Source organism: Calyptranema fuscum S582 (assembly GCF_055793305.1).
Genome location: NZ_JBSLYH010000016.1, coordinates 39,288 through 56,232 on the forward strand (window position 1 = coordinate 39,288; position 16,945 = coordinate 56,232).

A 16,945-nucleotide genomic window follows, 5' to 3' on the forward strand; every position below is an offset into this window, starting at 1 on the left:
TGCCCGACTTAGCCTACCGTAATTTTCTACAAATTTAAAGAAAAATAGAACACATTTGATTATTAAATTTGCCGACAGATGATAATTCGCTCTATAGCCATCGAATGGTTAATTAAGACGAGGTGCCGGAGTGGAACCCCTGTCCTACAGTATTGCTTTTACATAGGTTCTTAGTGCACACTGCCATCGGGCATGGTTACACCTTGCAAATCCGCACCCGTCAAATTAGCACTGCTCATTTCTGCCCGTACTAAATTGGCATCTCTCAAATTCGCATTTGTAAAATCCGCTCGCGCCATATAACAATCGGTCAAGTTAGCATCTTGCAAATTTGCATCGCGTAAGTTGACTCGACTTAGATCGGCTCTGGGCATTTGCACCATTGAAAGATTTGCCCGACACAAATTTGATTTGGTGAGTTTGACATCGGGTAACACTGCCCCTCGGAGGTTAACGCTTGCCAAATCTGTCTCGGTCAGGTCTGCTCGCTCCACTCTAGCGTTGATCATAATGGCTGACCTTAAATTGGCACCGTTGAGCAATGCTTCTGTAAGGAATGTGCCGCGTAAATTGGCTTCGCTCAAGTCCGCTCCTCTCAGATCCGCTCCCCGAAGAGTGGCTTCACTCAGGTTGGCTCCTCGTAAATCTACTTTCGCTAGATCTGCCCCTGTCAGGTTTGCCCCCCGTAAATCTGCTTTGCGTAAATTTGCACCCCGCAAACTGACTACATAGCGACGATTTTCTTCTCGCAAGTTAGCGCCCCGCAGACATGCCCCAGTAAAATTTGCGCCTCCCAATTTGGTATTGCGCAGATCTGCATCCATGAGATTGGCATCTAATAAATTTGCCAGCGTCAGATCCGCACTCCGTAAATCAGCCCCTTGCAACATGGCTCCATGCAAATCGGCATCGCGTAACAGTGCCCCAATCAGATCTGCCTGACTCAAATTGGCTCCACATAAAATGGCTCCTGTGAGATTGGCTTTGCTTAGCTTTGCCCGGTTGAGATAGGTCCATGCCAACGTCGCACTGTGTAAATCAGCCTGACTCAGATTGACACCGATCAAGTCGGCTCCGGTCATATCTAACCCACTCAGGTTGGTTCCCCTAAAATCAGTCTGTCCAGATTCGTAGAGCTTCAATAGATCGTGAATATCCATTATGGAGTCCTTACTGCACGGTTAGGGGGAGAGGGGAATCGTATAGTCGTCACTACTGTGAACTTGATTTTGCCCCGTTTTTTGGAGGAGGGTCTCGGGCAAAAACAGGGTCTTTGCTTCTTTGCTCTCTGGGCTAGAGCTATCTGGAGTCGAAATATCAGGAGCCGATACGATTGACTGGCTCCGTGTTGTAGGAAACTGGCAGGTTGCCTGCCCTTTGCTATCTTCGATGGGTTGGAGATTGAGGGGATCTGGGCTGGAGACTGAGGTTCTGCGCTTTGTCTTTTTGGGTTTACGGGCAGTGGCAGCCGCAAACTCTTCTGGGGTCAGGCTGAGGTCTTCGACCCCGCCTTGATAGATCGGTTTTAGTAAACAGAGTAAGGCTGAAGCGGCTTGTGAGTAGTGATGTGCATCTGGAAATTTTGCCGGGATTGCTTTCAGTTCTACTTCTAAATAAGTAAAGATTCGATAGGACTGAAACATGCGCCGTAGTAGATCATCCAAGTCATATTCTTTGACTAAGCCCCACGGCTGGTTATCGAGTTGGGGTAGGGAGTGGAGTAAGGCAAAAATCAAGAGCTTGGCGCGGAGTGGATTGGTATATTTAATAATTTCTAGACGTAAATTAAATAAATCCGACACAAACTCATCAAAGGGCTTGCGATTTTCAAATAATTGATTGAGCGCGTTAGATTCCAGGGGATTGGGGGCGGGTTGGCTCTCTACTTGAGGCTCAGATACAGGGTGTGAGTTTCCTGACAATGCCGCTATGAGTGCGCCTGGGTGCGCCTGGGTGTCGTCGAATGTAGCCGCCGCCGGAACCGTTGAAACCATGACAATGTGGGTTTCTGGCTCGCTTTGTTCGGCGTATAACATCTGAAAAGCATTGCTAATTTTTTCAGCGATCGCCCGATAAATGTCTTGCCGATTTAAGGTTTTGACAATGCTGCGAAGTACAGAGTCGAGGCTTTCAGGAGATGGCGTGAGACTATAGAGTTCGCGAACTAAGCTAACAGAGCTGAAATAGTTTAATTTGGCTGGATCATTTTCCCAGACATGTTTACAGGCGCAGAACAACAGCTTTTTGATACGAATGTGGTCGGGATCTTGTTCTAAAACCTGAGCCACTTTGACATACCGATGCCCGTCTAATTCTGAAGGTTCTGAGGGTTGCTGGTGGGAATAAAGAGGAGTCAGGTGGTTGATGATGGCGTTGGCAATGAGCGCATATTCTGCCCGTTTGTTAATCGTTTGTACGACTTTATCTAAACGGTCTTTGAACTGATCCAGCGTGGGGGCGATCGCCATAAAATCTTGCACTAGCTCTCTCAGCTGAAAACAGGCAAGCTGGTGTGGATCATTCTCCCAAAGATTTCGGCATGCATAGACCATCAACTTTTTAATGCGAAGTAAGTTGTGATCTTGCTCTAAACCCTGGATCACTTTGTCAAAGGGAGATAATGCTGCCATGATTTCCTCTGAAGAGTGTGCCGCAAGACGTGAACGATAGCGGGGATATGTTTCGGTCGGCAAGCGTGGCTTGCGAATGGAAAAATATCCTTGAATGGAGCAATGGATCAAAAAGCGCTAACACATCTTATTACCCTGGATTAAAGAATAGGTAATATTCCCACCTCTGAACCAGGTATATCTGGTTCAACTTGAGACCTGAAATTTGCTTTGGAGGAAAATTTCAGGTTTCCAAATAGATGGGGATGACCACTCTTTAAGACATAGACAAAATAGCGTGGGGGGGTATGCAGAGACGTGGCTAAACTCGGACATGAAGTTGGTTGTGAAACCTCTGATTTCCTGGTCAAATTCATATCCACATCTGGGGTCTACTTTGAAAGTTGTTTTTGTGTACGCAAAGCGCACACAAAAAATTCTCTTAGCGAGTTTTAAAACACGTCCAAGCAATGTCGGTATGCCGATAGATGTGCATTATTAGAGTCGCAGCACTGCCGCGACTCTACCTTTATTTTTATCAGCGTGGCGTCGCCGCGCTTACAAAAATAAATCTTCGATTGAATTCAATCCATAATCCTTAGTTAAGATTAACAGCTTGGCTAAAGATAAAAGACATCGTCGCTAGGTTTTTCTGAAGCTCTGACAGAATCAGGCTTAGAACCTTATTCTTTGTACTAAATATGCGATCGCACCAGCAAGTTTGAGGCAGGATGTAAAACCCTTCCCCTAGAGTGCCCATAAGAATAAATCAATCAACGGCGATCACATTCCTGTTTAGGCTGGTTTTAAGTATGAATTTGAACGGAAAACCTCTGGTTTTCCGTTCAAATTCATAGCAAGATTCAGCACTGCCTCTTTAAAGATTCAGTGGCATAAGCTACTGGCAAGAATCTCAGCGTATTAATTGTGACAAAACTCAAAATAAGAGTAATTGATCTCCTCGGGCATCGAAATCAATGCGGCAATAGCCAAGAAATTGCCCATGGGCAATTTCTCCCGCAGGAAATGCTGTCACACCAAATAGATAAACCCCATCGGTTTGGGGATTGCGCTCTGGACGTAATGCTACGGTAAAGGTTGTATTGGGCGGGATAGGCGGATCAAACGTTAGTGAAACAGATTGGGTGTCGCGATCGTAGCGGGCTTCACCAATGCTGATCTGGGCACTGCGATCGCGCCGAGTGCCAACAAATGCAAAGCTATCCTCGGCATTAAACTGAATTCGTCGGGCGTGAGAAGCTCCATCTCGTTGGTTAATCACAACGCGTGCCAGGGGTTCTCCAGCATTTTCTGGCACATGGATGGTGAAGTAATAGGTTGCACCTCGGACAAATGCGAGACGGCGAGATGTGGCGGCGTATTCCAGGCTAGGCGGTCGAACGAAGTAGACGGTGCCATCGGAGAGTTGAACGGCTTGCCCAATGGCAGGGGCGATCGCTGCCATCATCATAGACGCAAGGACTACTACACCTAAACGACTCGAAGTTTTCATAATTCCTCCACCGCATCGTTTGGAAGTTGGCATGGCTTAATCTAGCGATGAGATTTGGTGTGGGTGCCGCGCTGCGTGCGGCACCCACACCAAATCTCATCGCTCACATTCGCCGCACCTGGATTTTTTTCACCTTGGACGTGACCCATAATTCATCCTAACGCTCGTAGCGAAGTCTCTGGCGTTTCAATCTATTTGCGTAATTACTGAGCTATTAGTCAGGAATGACGCTTAATGATACAGAGACTGAAATTGCTGTTTCGGTGAAATTTCTATGAACCTCTAGTGATAACACTGTCCATCAGACTACAACCATGGCAATCTGATACTTAAGAACTCATCTGCATATCCGAAAGACTACAAGGGTGCTGGGTATCAATGAGCCGTTTGGTAATAGTACTTTTGACTAGGTAAACACCGACTCTTTATAGATTACATAGCCTAATTCGGTTACGGCTATAGAGCGATCGCCGATTGGCACTACTCCTAAGCTTGTTACTCTATCTATCCTTGTAAAACCCAATCTTAATCTCTCCAGTTGCCCTATGAAATCTAAGACTTTTTCCGCCTGCATCAGTGTAGTCGCTGGTAGTGTTAGCAGCTTACTGGCTTTAATCGTTGTGGAACCCGCTAGAGCGTATACATTTTCACAAAGCTATGTAACCCCAGCCGATGTTCTAGACTTTACTGATCTGGGATATACCTACGACTACGGATACAATATCGACTTTGATACGTTACCTGCGGGGGCAGCAGCAACGACTGGGTTATCGGTTCGGAAGAATGCAGCGGACTTAACGCAAACAGAAATTGATAAGTTCATCAATGCGATTGTGACATTGAAGAACACGATAGTGACGACAGACAATGGCTTAGCCGTCAGTGAATATGACCAGTTTGTTGCCACTCATATTGCCACTACCGATGTCCAGGGTCGGATGGGACCTAATGGAACAACATTAGTGAATCCAGCCCATAGCGGCTCCGCCTTTCTCCCCTGGCACAGACAATTCCTCTATGAATTTGAAAAAGCGCTTCAAACCGTCGATCCAACAGTGACGCTACCGTATTGGGATTGGACAAACACTACCGCAACCTATAATAAAATCTTTCAAGATAATTTCATGGGGCCCGATGGAACAGGCGGCTCCAACGGAATTCAGGTGATGTCTGGGTATTTTGCCCTGAGCAATGGCTGGAAAATTAGATCTGACCTGAACGTTGTCAGATGGCGCGGTATCAATACAACGTCTCAAGCCCTGACTCGCGATTTGGGCGGTCGTATTACCAGTCTGGGTACTGTAGCCCAGGTCAACAATTCTCTGGGAGCTACCAGCTATACCGTTTTCCGAGGACGCTTAGAAGCGGGCAATGGTATGCATAATAATATGCATGGCTGGATCGGCGGCTTTGGTGGCACGATCAGTAACGTTTCCGCATCTCCCAATGATCCTATGTTCTGGTTGTTGCATGCCAACGTAGACCGGATTTGGGCAGAGTGGCAGGTTAGTGGTCATTGGGGTAGTGCTTATTATCCTTCGAGTGGACAATCTTATGGTCATAACCTCAATGACCCTATGTATCCCTGGGATGGCGGGATTGTGAGCGCTGCGGCTGACTTACAAGATTTAATGCCCAATCTTCCGGGTACAGGTGGAGCGCAACTGGTCGTCAATGGAAATACCACTTTATCCAGTGATTTGACCAATACAGGTGTTGTCAGCCCTGGCAACTCGCCTGGTCAGGTTGATATTTTGGGTGACTATATCCAAGATGCTGCCGGTGAGTTGACGATTGAATTTGCAGGCTTGACTCCTGGCTCAGAATTTGATGTCTTAAATATTTCTGGAATCGCTTCTCTGGATGGAGTTCTCAATCTCTACTTCCTGGGCGATTATGTCCCAGAAATTGGACACGAATACACTTTCTTAAATGCGGCTGGTATTGAGGGTGATTTCTCTGAGATTAATATCTTTGGGTTAGACCAAGCTTACGACTTTGACATTAGTGTCAAAAATGGTGTGTATTCTTTGATCGCATTGGGGCTTGCCGATCCTGATGACGCCAGCCAGGGTTTTGCCAACGACCCAGACGCCTTGTTAAACGATCCCTCGGATACTCTTTATAACCCCAACTTTGGGATGGGACCTGAGTTTTACTGCTATGGTGCTGACCAACATATGGGTTGGGGCGAAGAAGCTGTTGATATGGTGGTCAATGGCGGTGGACACATGGGTATGCCTGGTTCTACTGAAATCCTGGGTTTAGATGTGGACGAAGTCGCTTTCTGTGCAGACTGGTTGGCAACCCAGACCGATGGCGGTGGTCACGTGGGCATGGATCACGGCAGTATGGGAGACCATGTAGAGCCGTGTGAAAATGAGCCTGGAACCCATCCCTGCCCACTCGGTATGAATTGCCACCAATGTACAGGACACTGTCCTCACCGGGATGATCCGGAATCGGTTCCCGAACCTGCTTCTGGAGCCGCATTACTTGCTTTAGGGGCGATCGCCGTTGGGGCTAAGCTGAAGTCCAAGCAAGGCTAAGGCTTGGAGAGTTAATCAAGCCCAATTCTTTCTAAGAGAGCGACGGCGAAGCTGTCGCTCTCTTAGAAAGAATCACAGGGTAATTAATTTCTGATCCTCAGAGTATGAGTATCCGTGTGTCGGCATCATTGGACATGAAATCTTAAAACCCTGCGCCATCCGCTGCGCGGATGGCGCAGGGTTTTAGATCCAGGTTTTAATTATTCTAAAAATACTCTGTTAAGGAGTAGGTAATGAAAAGGGCATTTCTAGCTTTTTCATTTTGTACAATGCTATCGGTTACGGTGCTGCTGGGTGGGTGTCAGGATACAGAGCATTCCGCTGTAGGCGTGATTAAAGATATTCAAAATGGTGGAGAGATTGTTGTCATTGACCATGGAGCTTTCTTTGATGGCTTTATGGGAGGAATGATGATGCCATTTGAAGCAGCAAATCCAGATCTGGTTAAAGATCTAAAAACTGGCGATCGCGTTCGGTTTACGATTACGAAAAAAGGTGAAGATTACTCAATCACAACTATCGAAAAAACTAACTAAAGATCACATATTAAATAAACCCCGAAGCTTTATTTTTGGAAGCACGACGATGCCGTGCTTCCAAAAATAAAGCTTCGGTCTTATTAACTCCCCGATCCTAAGTTTTATACCGTTTTTATATGAGGCTGCGCCTGATTTACCTCCGGCTGTCACCGTTTCCTTTGCCAAAGGGGACTACAGGGGGTTCTGGTTTGGCGCAACTTCATAAAAGATTGGTATTAGGTTGGATGATTGAGAGCGTTTAACCTACCCACTGTCGATATTGAAAATGCCAGTCGTGCTTGGGAAGGGCGATCGCACCAACATAGCCCTCGGCTGGAACCAGCGTTTTCAGAACCCATTTCTCTGCCGCTTCAGCATTGCCAGAAATCTTGATCAGTCGGGGGTCTTCGTCTGAGCTGAGTGAGACCTCAACCTGTGCTGGAAATAGCGATAACCCGGTTCCCACTGCTTTTAAATACGCTTCCTTGCGAGTCCAACCATTAAAGAAAGTGACTACTTTTTCAGCAGATTCAAGCTCTAAAATAGTCCGTTTTTCAGGTTCAGAAAAGAAATTTTTGACCAATCCGTCTAGATCTGGAATGGCTTTAACTTCTTCAATATCGACCCCTATTTCATGATTCCAATTCATGGCATAAAGCACAATTTTGCCTGAGTGAGATAGGTTAAACGATAATCTATTTCCCTCAACTGTATTGACTAGCGATGGCTTGCCATTGGGGCTATAACAAAACTGCAAATCAACGGCTTTGATCTGTAGATAACGACTCAAAATTTCTCTGAGAAATCCACGACTGACAATAAAATTTTCCTGATGTTGACGAAACCGAAAGCGGCTGGCGCGACTCTGTTCGTCAGCCGATAAAGTTTGAGCTAATGCTTGAACTTTATCAAGCGATTGCTCTAAAGATGCGCACCAAACGTGAACCTGATCATGGGGCAATATGGATATCACATTTGCCGATTGCCATAGGAAATTTAGTTGAGCCATGTCATCAACTCGGAAGGTTTTAGACTTAACTAGAACCAGACTGAAAATGTTTCTTTATCCTCTTTTTATTCCCTTATTATCCTCGTCGTTTCCAAGGATTGATGGCGGATTAGAACAAACCCACACTGTATTTCCAGGGATTCCAGATGCTTTATATAAGCTTTACAGATGTTTCCATACATTTTCCCCAGCGTCAGTTATCTCGTTGCATTAACGTATGCCAGCCTCGATCAATCAAACCCAGAATGACACTGGTTTAGAGCAGGATTATGAATGTATTTTTTCGATAAAGATTAAGTGGAACCACTAGCAAGACTCAAGGAAGATCTGCCAATCTTTCAGAAGAACCACTCAGTCTATTAGCCTCATCTCGAAACTTGAAATAAAACGCTAGTAGTGCAAATCCTAAATTTTGCAACCTGAGGGATTAGGGGCTATGCCCCAAAGAGAGGAGTTTTCTCCCCTTGACCCCCTGCAAAATTTTTAATTGAGTCTACTAGTGCATAGGATTAAAGCTAAAAGATTAAGGCTAGACAAGGAATGAATGAAGATTTGGATAGATGGATGTCAACGGGATAGTCACCCTATTTAAATGTGACATACTGTTTACAAATCTAAAACATTGAATGCTGTAGGATTCTGCGGAGATGTTACAAGGTCTGATCTGCTTTACAGCAACCCTTTCAAGACCAAGGGAGAAGATTCAGCGTGCATTCGTCTGGTTTTGCGATCCGTCCGGAATAACGGGATACAGACTGTTGAGACATTTATCCGCTTAGATATTTATCCGCACATCCAAAATCTTTCACAGGATCAAGCAATTTTCGAGGAGAAGGGAGCCATGGTTTCAGTGCAAGCAGAAGAACAGTTGATGAGAACTGATTTACAAAAAACCCTAGAACGTAGCCACATTGAACCATCGACGCTGAGCACGTTCCAGCGCATTTTGCTGACAACTGATGGAACGGTTACGGATATTTTGGAAGCTTATCTGTTTGAACAGATCCGCGTGGTTAAGTTGTCTGAGCAGTTAGTTTCACTGTCTCACGATATTCCTGCGATGGAATTGAAGCAAGGAACAGAGGTCATTGTCCGGAAAATCTTGCTGCAAGGGAAGATTAGCCGCAAAAACTTTATTTATGCGGATTCCATCATTGTTCCTGAGCGGTTGGATGAGCGGTTTAGAGAAGCTTTGCTAGAAACCAAGATGCCGATCGGTAAGATTTGGTTTGAGCAGCGGGTTGAAACCTTTAAAGAAATTCTTGACTCCAGCAAAGAAGCGCCTGGTGAAATAGCTGAACACTTTACCATGCAACCGTCTGAACGGCTTTTGTCTCGAACCTATCGGGTTGTAACTAATCGAAAATCTGTGATGATGATTACAGAGAAATTCCCTGAGAGTTATTTCACCAAGAGCTTCTAAGTCGATAGTCAAATCGCTGGCGATCGCACGTTGTTTTAGAGTTTAGGTGCTGTATGTTAACGCAACTATTTACCCAAGCTGTATCCGCTCATCCTGAAAAGATAGCCCTTGTCTACGACAAATTGAGAATGAGCTATCAAGAATTGCATGACAACGTTGAAGGGTTCAGCAAAGGGTTGAGTTCCATTGGCATTGGACAGGGTGATTGTGTTGCCCTACTGTTACCCAACTGCCCTGAATTCGTGATTAGCTTCTATGCGATCGCCAAGCTTAATGCGATTGTTTTGCCCCTCAACCATTTGTTCAAAGCGGAAGAAATTGGGTATTACCTCGACGATAGTAACGTTAAGGTGATCATTACCGATGCAAAACGCGCAGAACTTTGCCTGGGTATTTTTGCCAATCTTGATAAAAAGATTGAGCTCATTGTGGTCGATCAGGCTCAACCGCCAGCCCAAAACTTTTCTGATCTGGTGCTTGCGGGGTCAGACGGAGCGAGTACTGGCTCAGAGCCATTTGCAGGCGATTTGCTATATCAATATTCCTCCGGTTCTACGGGCAGACCCAAACGAGTGTGTCGAACCCAGAAAAATCTTCATGCCGAAGCCACTGGATTTGCGGCAACGGCGCAAGTAACCCCCTCTGACAACAACCTCTGCATTGTGCCCCTCTACCATGCCCACGGCTTAGGCAACTGCATGTTGGCATCTCTATGCAACGGTGCCACGTTAGTTATCCTGGAGCAGTCGATGCAGAAAGGGGTTCCCGTAGAGGTGCCGTTTGTCTTCAAAGTTCCTAGAATTCTAGAATTAATCACCACAGAGCAAATTACGATTCTTCCAGGTGTTCCCTATATCTTTAACGCCATGGCAGAAACGCCAGCCAGCGCCCAAGCCGATTTATCTAAAATTAGGCTTTGTTTCTCGGCGGGTAATTTCCTGGGTAAAGATGTATTCGACAAATTTTTCAAGCGGTTTGGCATCCCGGTCAGACAACTGTATGGCTGTACTGAAGCTGGTGCCGTTTGCATTAACTTAGATGCTGATGTCCCAGAAAGCTGGGATTCAGTGGGCAAGCCGCTACAAGGCATGGACATCCAGATTATTGACGAACAGGGCAATCAGGTACCTGCCGGAACCAGTGGTGAAGTGGTCATCAACAGCCCAACGCTCACCAATGGCTATTTCAATATGCCTGAGTTAAACCAGGAAGCATTCAAAGACGGAATGTTTCTCACCGGCGATCTGGGTAAGTTTGATGCAACGGGCAAACTCTATATCACTGGCAGAAAGAAAATTCTTATCGATACGGGTGGGCGCAAGGTTGACCCGATTGAAGTAGAAGACGTTTTGGTGACTCATCCCAAGGTGAAAGAGGCGGTTGTCGTTGGCGTCAAAGGCGCTCATGCCGGAGAAATTGTCAAAGCAGTTCTTGTTCTTGAAGATGCGGCAGTGTGTGAAGAACAAGAGATTTTTTCCTATTGTAAAGAACGTCTAGCGGAGTTCAAAATCCCCAAAGTCGTCGAATTCCGCGATGAGATTCCCAAGAGCCCTCTGGGTAAGATTTTGCGGAAAGCATTGGTTTAGTCAAACGCATTATCCGCTGCCGGGGTGTAGCGGCATTCACGTCTTTAAGCTGAGGCACGGTTAATTATGGACATCAGCAGAATTCTCGACACGAATATTGAATCTTCAAGGGTCTTAACTAACCCAGCGGCAATCAAAGAGCAAATGCCTATCACTCAGGCTGCGGTGGAAACCGTGTTGCAGGGTAGGCAAGCGATTCAAAATATTTTAGATGGCAAAGACCCGAGAAAGTTTGTGGTGGTGGGACCCTGTTCCATTCATGATCCAGACGCGGCTCTGGCATATGCTGAGAAGCTGAAGGTGCTGGCTGAGAAGGTTCAAGACACATTACTCGTGGTCATGCGGGTTTATTTTGAAAAACCTCGGACGACAGTTGGATGGAAAGGTCTGATTAATGATCCGGATCTTGATGGTTCGTTCAATATTCAAAAGGGATTGTTGATTGCTCGGAACCTGCTGATCAAAATTGCGGAGATGGGGTTGCCGTCGGCAACAGAAGCGCTTGACCCAATCACACCCCAATATTTGGCAGAACTCATTTCCTGGTCTGCGATCGGAGCACGCACGATTGAATCTCAAACCCATCGGGAAATGGCAAGTGGTCTATCCATGCCAATTGGGTTTAAAAATGGCACGGATGGCAACATTCAGGTGGCTTTAGATGCTATTCAGTCATCCAGGGCACCCCATCAATTTTTGGGTATTGATCAGATGGGTCAGATCAATACGTTCAAAACCAAAGGAAATATCTACGGACACGTGATTTTGAGGGGTGGCGGTGGGCAACCCAATTTTGATGCGCCAACGGTTGCGTGGGTTGAGAAAAAACTGCGGAGTTTGAAGTTGCCGACTCGAATTGTAGTGGATTGTAGCCACGGTAACTCTTACAAAAATCACAAATTGCAAGCTACGGTTTTTGATGATGTGCTGCAACAAATTGTTGATGGCAATCAATCTATTGTCGGGATGATGCTGGAGTCAAATTTGCACGAAGGCAATCAAAATATTCCTAACGATCTCAGTCAGCTCAAGTATGGCATCTCGGTGACAGACAAATGCATTGACTGGGAAGAAACGGAAGCGGTCATTCTAGCTGCCCATGAAAAACTGAGTGCCGATCGCAATATCACGTTGGAAAGCTGCGGTATGGTTGTATCGGGTACGCCAGTTCGCAATCTGCTAGCGACTAGAGGTTAAGATTTATCTTTGCCGTGGTATCAATCTCTGCCCCGACTATGATTTTAATGGCGTTCAACGTTTAGTTGCGATCGCTATATAGATCTGCGAAATCAGTTTTTAATCATCAGCAAGCACTAAGTCGTTACGGTACAAATTATGAGTGTTGAAGAACTAAAGCAAAAAACCCAGACTATCATCTCAGACCTACTGCCAGACGTGGGCAATGAAGAAATTGCAGACGACACCGATATTTTTGGTTTGGGGCTGGACTCCATCAATGCCATGACGTTGGTGTTCAACCTTCAAGATGCATTTGGCATTAAGTTTGAGGCGAGTGAAATCAACTTCGAAAATTTTCGGACGGTTGGCGATATCGTTGAACTCGTGAATCAAAAGACGGCGGTTAGCTAAACCTCTCGTTTAAATCTGACCCAAACCGATTCTGGGGAGTGGCAGAGCCACTCCCCAGAATCGGTTTGTCGGTTGTTGAGAGGGAGTTGCGTAGAGCGTAGCTCTACGCAACTCCCTCTCAACAACACAACCTGCACAGCGCTATGTTAGACCTCTTGCAAATTAAGGAGCGTGGATTTAATAAAACCGGATTCTTGCGTAGGATGTGTTAGCGCAGCGTAACGCATCGACTCTGGGGCTTGTGATGCGTTACGGCGATCGCCTAACGCATCCTACAAAAACTCTTGCAAATTAAGGGTTTGGGATTAGTTTGGGCGGGGGCTTTGCCCCCGCCCAAACTAATCTACAAGAGATCTATTGGAGAATTTATTGAAGATGTTTTTGGAAAAAGTTTTTTACTTTCTTCAAAACATTAGGTGATTTAAATCCTGTTCCATGTCCACCTTTTCGGATCATCTCAAGGGTCGCTTCTGCGCCTGCCTGCTTGAGAGCCTGAAACAGTAACTCACTTTGATTGAACGGGACAATGGCATCGTTATCGGCATGCATGATCAAAAAAGGAGGAGCGTCTGGTGTGACGTAGGTAATCGGATTGGCGCGTGCAACTTTATCTGGATGATCTTGCACGAATCCCCCAATTAACAAGGATTCTGGGCTATCCTTTGCCGTGTGATCGATACTACTGGGAAAGGCGGTCATTTTCGAAAAGTCAGTGGGTCCAAACCAATCGCAAACAGCCTGGACTTGGCTGGAAAAGTCTTGCCATCCGCCTATTCCTTCTAATTCTCTGGCATGTTGAGATGTTCCTAAAAGAGCCGCCAAGTGACCGCCTGCCGAACTTCCCCAAACGCCAATTTTGTCGGAATTTAAACCCAACTCTTTAGCATGGGCACGCAAAAACCGAATGGCGCATTTACAGTCTTCAATTTGAGCCGGAAAAATTGCTTCCTGGCTAAAGCGATATTCAATGCTGGCACAAAGATATCCAGCTTTGGCAAAGGGCATGAGATATCGGATACCACTTTCCTTCTCACCTCTTTGCCAAGCGCCACCGTGTATCCATACTAAAGCTGGAAAAGGTGACGGGGTAGCCGTTTGAGGCATTAAGAGATCCATTTTGAGAGGGCGATCGCCCCCTTTGCCAAACTCAATGTCCCGACGATGAAGCACCTTGGGGGACCAGAATCGCCTAAATATTGCTTGATGGATGGGTACTGTTGGCATGGTTAGGGTGGTTGGCATGATTAATACATTGCTTTAGCTCTAGTGCAAAGCGTTGGACATGAGGTTCTCGAATCATGGTCGAGTGGTCGCCTGAGACATCATGAACTTCAATGCCCTGTTCCGCCATACCTTGCCAGCCAAAGAAGCGATCGCGATGGGCTTGCGTTAAATTAATTTTGGCTTTGAACAAGGTTAATTTGCCTGGATAAACTTCCAATTTATAGTCCTTTAAAGCGAGCCAATTAGCCCGTTTTACAGCATGTTCTGGGGTTTTCACAGGTCTAGTAATTTGCCGCCGCAAAACTTGGGACATCAACACGTTGCGCCACTTTCGATAGAACGGCGTCCATTTTTCAGACACTCGGTACCACAGAAAAGCTACCTTTTCATGCCAATGCTGAAATTGAGAAAGGTTGTATTTCAAGGCTCGGAGATGTTCAGCAAAGGTGGGTGAGGATTTGAGATGAGGACCAGGACGATCGAGCATCGCTAATAGGGCGACCGTTTCACCTGCGGCTTGAAGCTGTTGTGCCATCTCAAATGCAACAATTCCGCCGAACGAATATCCCCCTAAAAAGTAGGGACCGTGGGGTTGAACGGTTCGCATTTCGGTTAAGTAATACGCCGCCATTTCGGGAATGCTCTGGTGAGGTTGCTTGTCGGGATTGAGTCCTAAGGCTTGGATGGCATAGAAGGGCTGATCTGGTGCTAAATGACGTCCCAAATCCCAAAACTCTAAAACATGCCCGCCTAACCCATGAACACAGAAAAACGGAGAGTTTGAACCGCTCGTTTGAATGGGAACCAGACAATCCCAACATGTCAAACTCTTCTCCTGGCGCAATACCTCTGCTAATTGGGCGATCGTGGGTGCTTGAAATAAGGTTGCGAGCGGTAAGTTTTTGCCAAACTGTTGTTCGATCTTGGCAAACAGGCTCAACGCCAAAAGCGACTGTCCTCCGAGTTCAAAAAAGTTATCTCGAATTCCTACCTGGGGCACTTTTAGCAACTCTTGCCAGAGCTGCGACAACTGCAACTCCATAGCATTGCGGGGTGCTTCATACGCACTTGTCGGGGCAGCAAGCTTGGCTGATTTTGTAAAATTTTCAAGCCGTTTATGACGCAACTGCTGGCACTCGGCTTGGCTCAGCGGCATCAGCAGAGACAGCGGTTGCTCTGGATGACTCACAATATTTTCTAAGAGAGTCTGAAAGTGGCGAATGAAGTGTTCGATGGTACTGTGATCAAACAAATCAGCATTATATTTCAGGATGCCGTTCAGGATGCCTGCATCTTCGATGATGGAAAGAAATAGGTCAAAGTCAGCCGTACCACCATCTACATCTAGCGGCTGAACCTCGACGTTAGATAGGGTTAAGCTTTGACGCGGCATATTTTGAAAGGCAAACAAGACTTGCGACACGGGTACTTGTCCACCTTCCAGGCCATTGACCAGTTGCTGGATCGGTAGGTCTTGATGGGCACTGGCACCCGAGGTGACTTGGCGAACCTGTGCCAAAAACTCTTTGAAACTGGGATCGCCCGATAGGTCACTGCGGAGCACCAACAAATTTACAAAATAGCCGATCAATCCTTTAAGTTCGCTGCGGTTGCGGTTGGCTGTAGGGCTGCAAACCACCAGATCGTCTTGTTCGGTATAAAAATGGAGCAAGAGTTGGAGCGCTGCAAGTAAGGTCGGGAACAGGGTTGTGCGCTCTTGTCGGCTCAGGGTTTTGAGAGCGAAAGATAAATCTTTGGATAAGACAAATTTTTGTACTGCACTGCGCCGAGTTTTTTGTCCTTCGGCATAGGGGCGATCGCAGGGCAACGGTAACTCTTGTAAATCACCTGCCAACTGGTGCTGCCAATAGGTTTGCAAGGCTTCTAAAAATTCTCCCTGCAACCACTGGCGTTGCCAGCTGGCAAAATCTGCATATTGTACTGGAAGACTCTTGAGGACGGGGGGTTCGCCATTAACGGCTGCATTATAGTAGGCAGAAAGCTCTTGAAATAAAATGCCCTCTGACCAGCCATCGAAGACAATGTGATGAACATTGAGGATGAGAATAAAATCATCCGCCGCCAGTTGCAACAGTTTAGAGCGGAAGAGGGGTCCCTGTTGCAAGTCAAACCCTTGCCGTGCTTCTTGCTCAACCAGTTGCTGCGCTTGCCGTTGCCGTTCGCCATCCGCGATCGCCTGCAAATCGATTACTACCAATGCGGTTGAGAAAGGATGGATCACCTGAATAGGTTTACCGGCTACCGCGTCAAACGTGATGCGTAGGGCTTCGTGTCGTTGCAGTAAAGCTTGAAGACTGTGTTCTAAGGCAGCAATATCCAGTTTTCCCGTGATCTGAAACGCAAACGGGATATTGTAGGCAGCGGTTCCTGGGGCTAGTTGATCGAGCAACCATAGCCGTTCTTGGGTAAAGGATGCCGGGATTTCTTCCTCACGGCTAACTTCAACCAGGGGAGGCGCTTGATTTTGCAGGCTAATAATAGTTTGGATCGATTGCCACAGATCTGCGCCCGTCGAACTCGGTGACGCTGGCGATCGCGGCTCTAAGGATTGGCGGGAGGCAACATCGGGGCTTGAAGAATTGAGTGCCATTTTATTAACGATACGTTAAGTCTTAAAGGGTTTTAGCTTGCTGGTTAGCTATTGTGGCTGGCTATTGTGAATTTCGATTGAGAATCACCCATTCAATAAACCCTGGACGTTTATGGTTGGAAGCGCGGCAACGCCGCGCTTCCAACTCTAGATCTTGGGGTTTATTAAATCCATGATCCTTACACATCCATATCGCCTTGAAAACTGGAATGTTTCTGCCGGGAAAACTCTAGATGGCAAAATAAAGTGGGTTGATAAAGATCTGAGATTCATTAACCTGTCATCCTGTTTGTGAGAGCGATGGCTTTGCCAT

The 16,945-nt window shown here is 46.4% G+C and carries 12 protein-coding genes; 6 read left to right on the forward strand and 6 right to left on the reverse strand.

What is annotated here, in order from left to right:
- Positions 1-170: 170 nt before the first annotated feature.
- The 3 genes from ACR6Z4_RS12895 to ACR6Z4_RS12905 form a co-directional block, all read right to left on the reverse strand.
- Entirely contained in the window at positions 171-1,160 is a 990-nt protein-coding gene (locus ACR6Z4_RS12895; RefSeq protein WP_479717683.1) for a pentapeptide repeat-containing protein, read from the reverse strand.
- A gap of 21 nt (positions 1,161-1,181) precedes the next feature.
- Entirely contained in the window at positions 1,182-2,630 is a 1,449-nt protein-coding gene (locus ACR6Z4_RS12900; protein WP_479717684.1) for a hypothetical protein, read from the reverse strand.
- 916 nt (positions 2,631-3,546) lie between these two features.
- Positions 3,547-4,122 (reverse strand): DUF2808 domain-containing protein, encoded by a 576-nt coding sequence (locus tag ACR6Z4_RS12905; RefSeq protein WP_479717685.1) that lies wholly within the window; start codon positions 4,120-4,122, stop codon positions 3,547-3,549.
- Positions 4,123-4,667: 545 nt separating this feature from the next.
- Between ACR6Z4_RS12905 and ACR6Z4_RS12910 the strand changes: the two genes are divergently transcribed.
- A complete protein-coding gene (locus ACR6Z4_RS12910) occupies positions 4,668-6,671 on the forward strand; it encodes a tyrosinase family protein (RefSeq protein ID WP_479717686.1) in 2,004 nt (667 codons plus the stop codon).
- Positions 6,672-6,904: 233 nt separating this feature from the next.
- Complete coding sequence (locus ACR6Z4_RS12915) at positions 6,905-7,207, forward strand: copper-binding protein (RefSeq protein ID WP_479717687.1); 303 nt, start codon at positions 6,905-6,907, stop codon at positions 7,205-7,207.
- A 241-nt stretch (positions 7,208-7,448) separates the two neighbouring features.
- Here ACR6Z4_RS12915 and ACR6Z4_RS12920 read toward each other — a convergent pair whose 3' ends face one another.
- Complete coding sequence (locus ACR6Z4_RS12920; protein ID WP_479717688.1) at positions 7,449-8,198, reverse strand: 4'-phosphopantetheinyl transferase family protein; 750 nt, start codon at positions 8,196-8,198, stop codon at positions 7,449-7,451.
- Positions 8,199-9,039: 841 nt separating this feature from the next.
- Between ACR6Z4_RS12920 and ACR6Z4_RS12925 the strand changes: the two genes are divergently transcribed.
- From ACR6Z4_RS12925 to ACR6Z4_RS12940, 4 genes are all read left to right on the forward strand, one after another.
- Positions 9,040-9,621, forward strand: coding sequence for a chorismate--pyruvate lyase family protein (locus ACR6Z4_RS12925; protein WP_479717689.1), 582 nt, complete (start codon positions 9,040-9,042; stop codon positions 9,619-9,621).
- 53 nt (positions 9,622-9,674) lie between these two features.
- Positions 9,675-11,207, forward strand: coding sequence for a class I adenylate-forming enzyme family protein (locus ACR6Z4_RS12930; protein WP_479717690.1), 1,533 nt, complete (start codon positions 9,675-9,677; stop codon positions 11,205-11,207).
- Between the two features lie 66 nt (positions 11,208-11,273).
- Complete coding sequence (locus ACR6Z4_RS12935; RefSeq protein ID WP_479717691.1) at positions 11,274-12,404, forward strand: 3-deoxy-7-phosphoheptulonate synthase; 1,131 nt, start codon at positions 11,274-11,276, stop codon at positions 12,402-12,404.
- A gap of 138 nt (positions 12,405-12,542) precedes the next feature.
- Positions 12,543-12,797, forward strand: coding sequence for an acyl carrier protein (locus tag ACR6Z4_RS12940; RefSeq protein WP_479717692.1), 255 nt, complete (start codon positions 12,543-12,545; stop codon positions 12,795-12,797).
- Positions 12,798-13,163: 366 nt separating this feature from the next.
- Here the strand turns inward: ACR6Z4_RS12940 and ACR6Z4_RS12945 are convergent, their stop codons facing one another.
- Positions 13,164-13,967: an alpha/beta hydrolase fold domain-containing protein gene (locus ACR6Z4_RS12945; RefSeq protein WP_479717693.1), complete on the reverse strand. Its 804-nt coding sequence runs from the start codon at positions 13,965-13,967 to the stop codon at positions 13,164-13,166.
- Between the two features lie 19 nt (positions 13,968-13,986).
- The gene (locus ACR6Z4_RS12950) at positions 13,987-16,632 is read right to left on the reverse strand and encodes an alpha/beta fold hydrolase (protein WP_479717694.1); all 2,646 of its coding nucleotides are present in this window, start codon (positions 16,630-16,632) and stop codon (positions 13,987-13,989) included.
- Between the last annotated feature and the right edge of the window lie 313 nt (positions 16,633-16,945).

Excerpts from the sequence above, each read along its gene's own strand:
- ACR6Z4_RS12900 (WP_479717684.1), bottom strand. The coding sequence starts at position 2,630 with ATGGCAGCATTATCTCCCTTTGACAAAGTGATCCAGGGTTTAGAGCAA.
- ACR6Z4_RS12950 (WP_479717694.1), bottom strand. The coding sequence starts at position 16,632 with ATGGCACTCAATTCTTCAAGCCCCGATGTTGCCTCCCGCCAATCCTTA.
- ACR6Z4_RS12920 (WP_479717688.1), bottom strand. The coding sequence starts at position 8,198 with ATGGCTCAACTAAATTTCCTATGGCAATCGGCAAATGTGATATCCATA.
- ACR6Z4_RS12925 (WP_479717689.1), top strand. The coding sequence starts at position 9,040 with ATGGTTTCAGTGCAAGCAGAAGAACAGTTGATGAGAACTGATTTACAA.
- ACR6Z4_RS12915 (WP_479717687.1), top strand. The coding sequence starts at position 6,905 with ATGAAAAGGGCATTTCTAGCTTTTTCATTTTGTACAATGCTATCGGTT.
- ACR6Z4_RS12910 (WP_479717686.1), top strand. The coding sequence starts at position 4,668 with ATGAAATCTAAGACTTTTTCCGCCTGCATCAGTGTAGTCGCTGGTAGT.
- ACR6Z4_RS12905 (WP_479717685.1), bottom strand. The coding sequence starts at position 4,122 with ATGAAAACTTCGAGTCGTTTAGGTGTAGTAGTCCTTGCGTCTATGATG.
- ACR6Z4_RS12895 (WP_479717683.1), bottom strand. The coding sequence starts at position 1,160 with ATGGATATTCACGATCTATTGAAGCTCTACGAATCTGGACAGACTGAT.
- ACR6Z4_RS12940 (WP_479717692.1), top strand. The coding sequence starts at position 12,543 with ATGAGTGTTGAAGAACTAAAGCAAAAAACCCAGACTATCATCTCAGAC.
- ACR6Z4_RS12930 (WP_479717690.1), top strand. The coding sequence starts at position 9,675 with ATGTTAACGCAACTATTTACCCAAGCTGTATCCGCTCATCCTGAAAAG.
- ACR6Z4_RS12935 (WP_479717691.1), top strand. The coding sequence starts at position 11,274 with ATGGACATCAGCAGAATTCTCGACACGAATATTGAATCTTCAAGGGTC.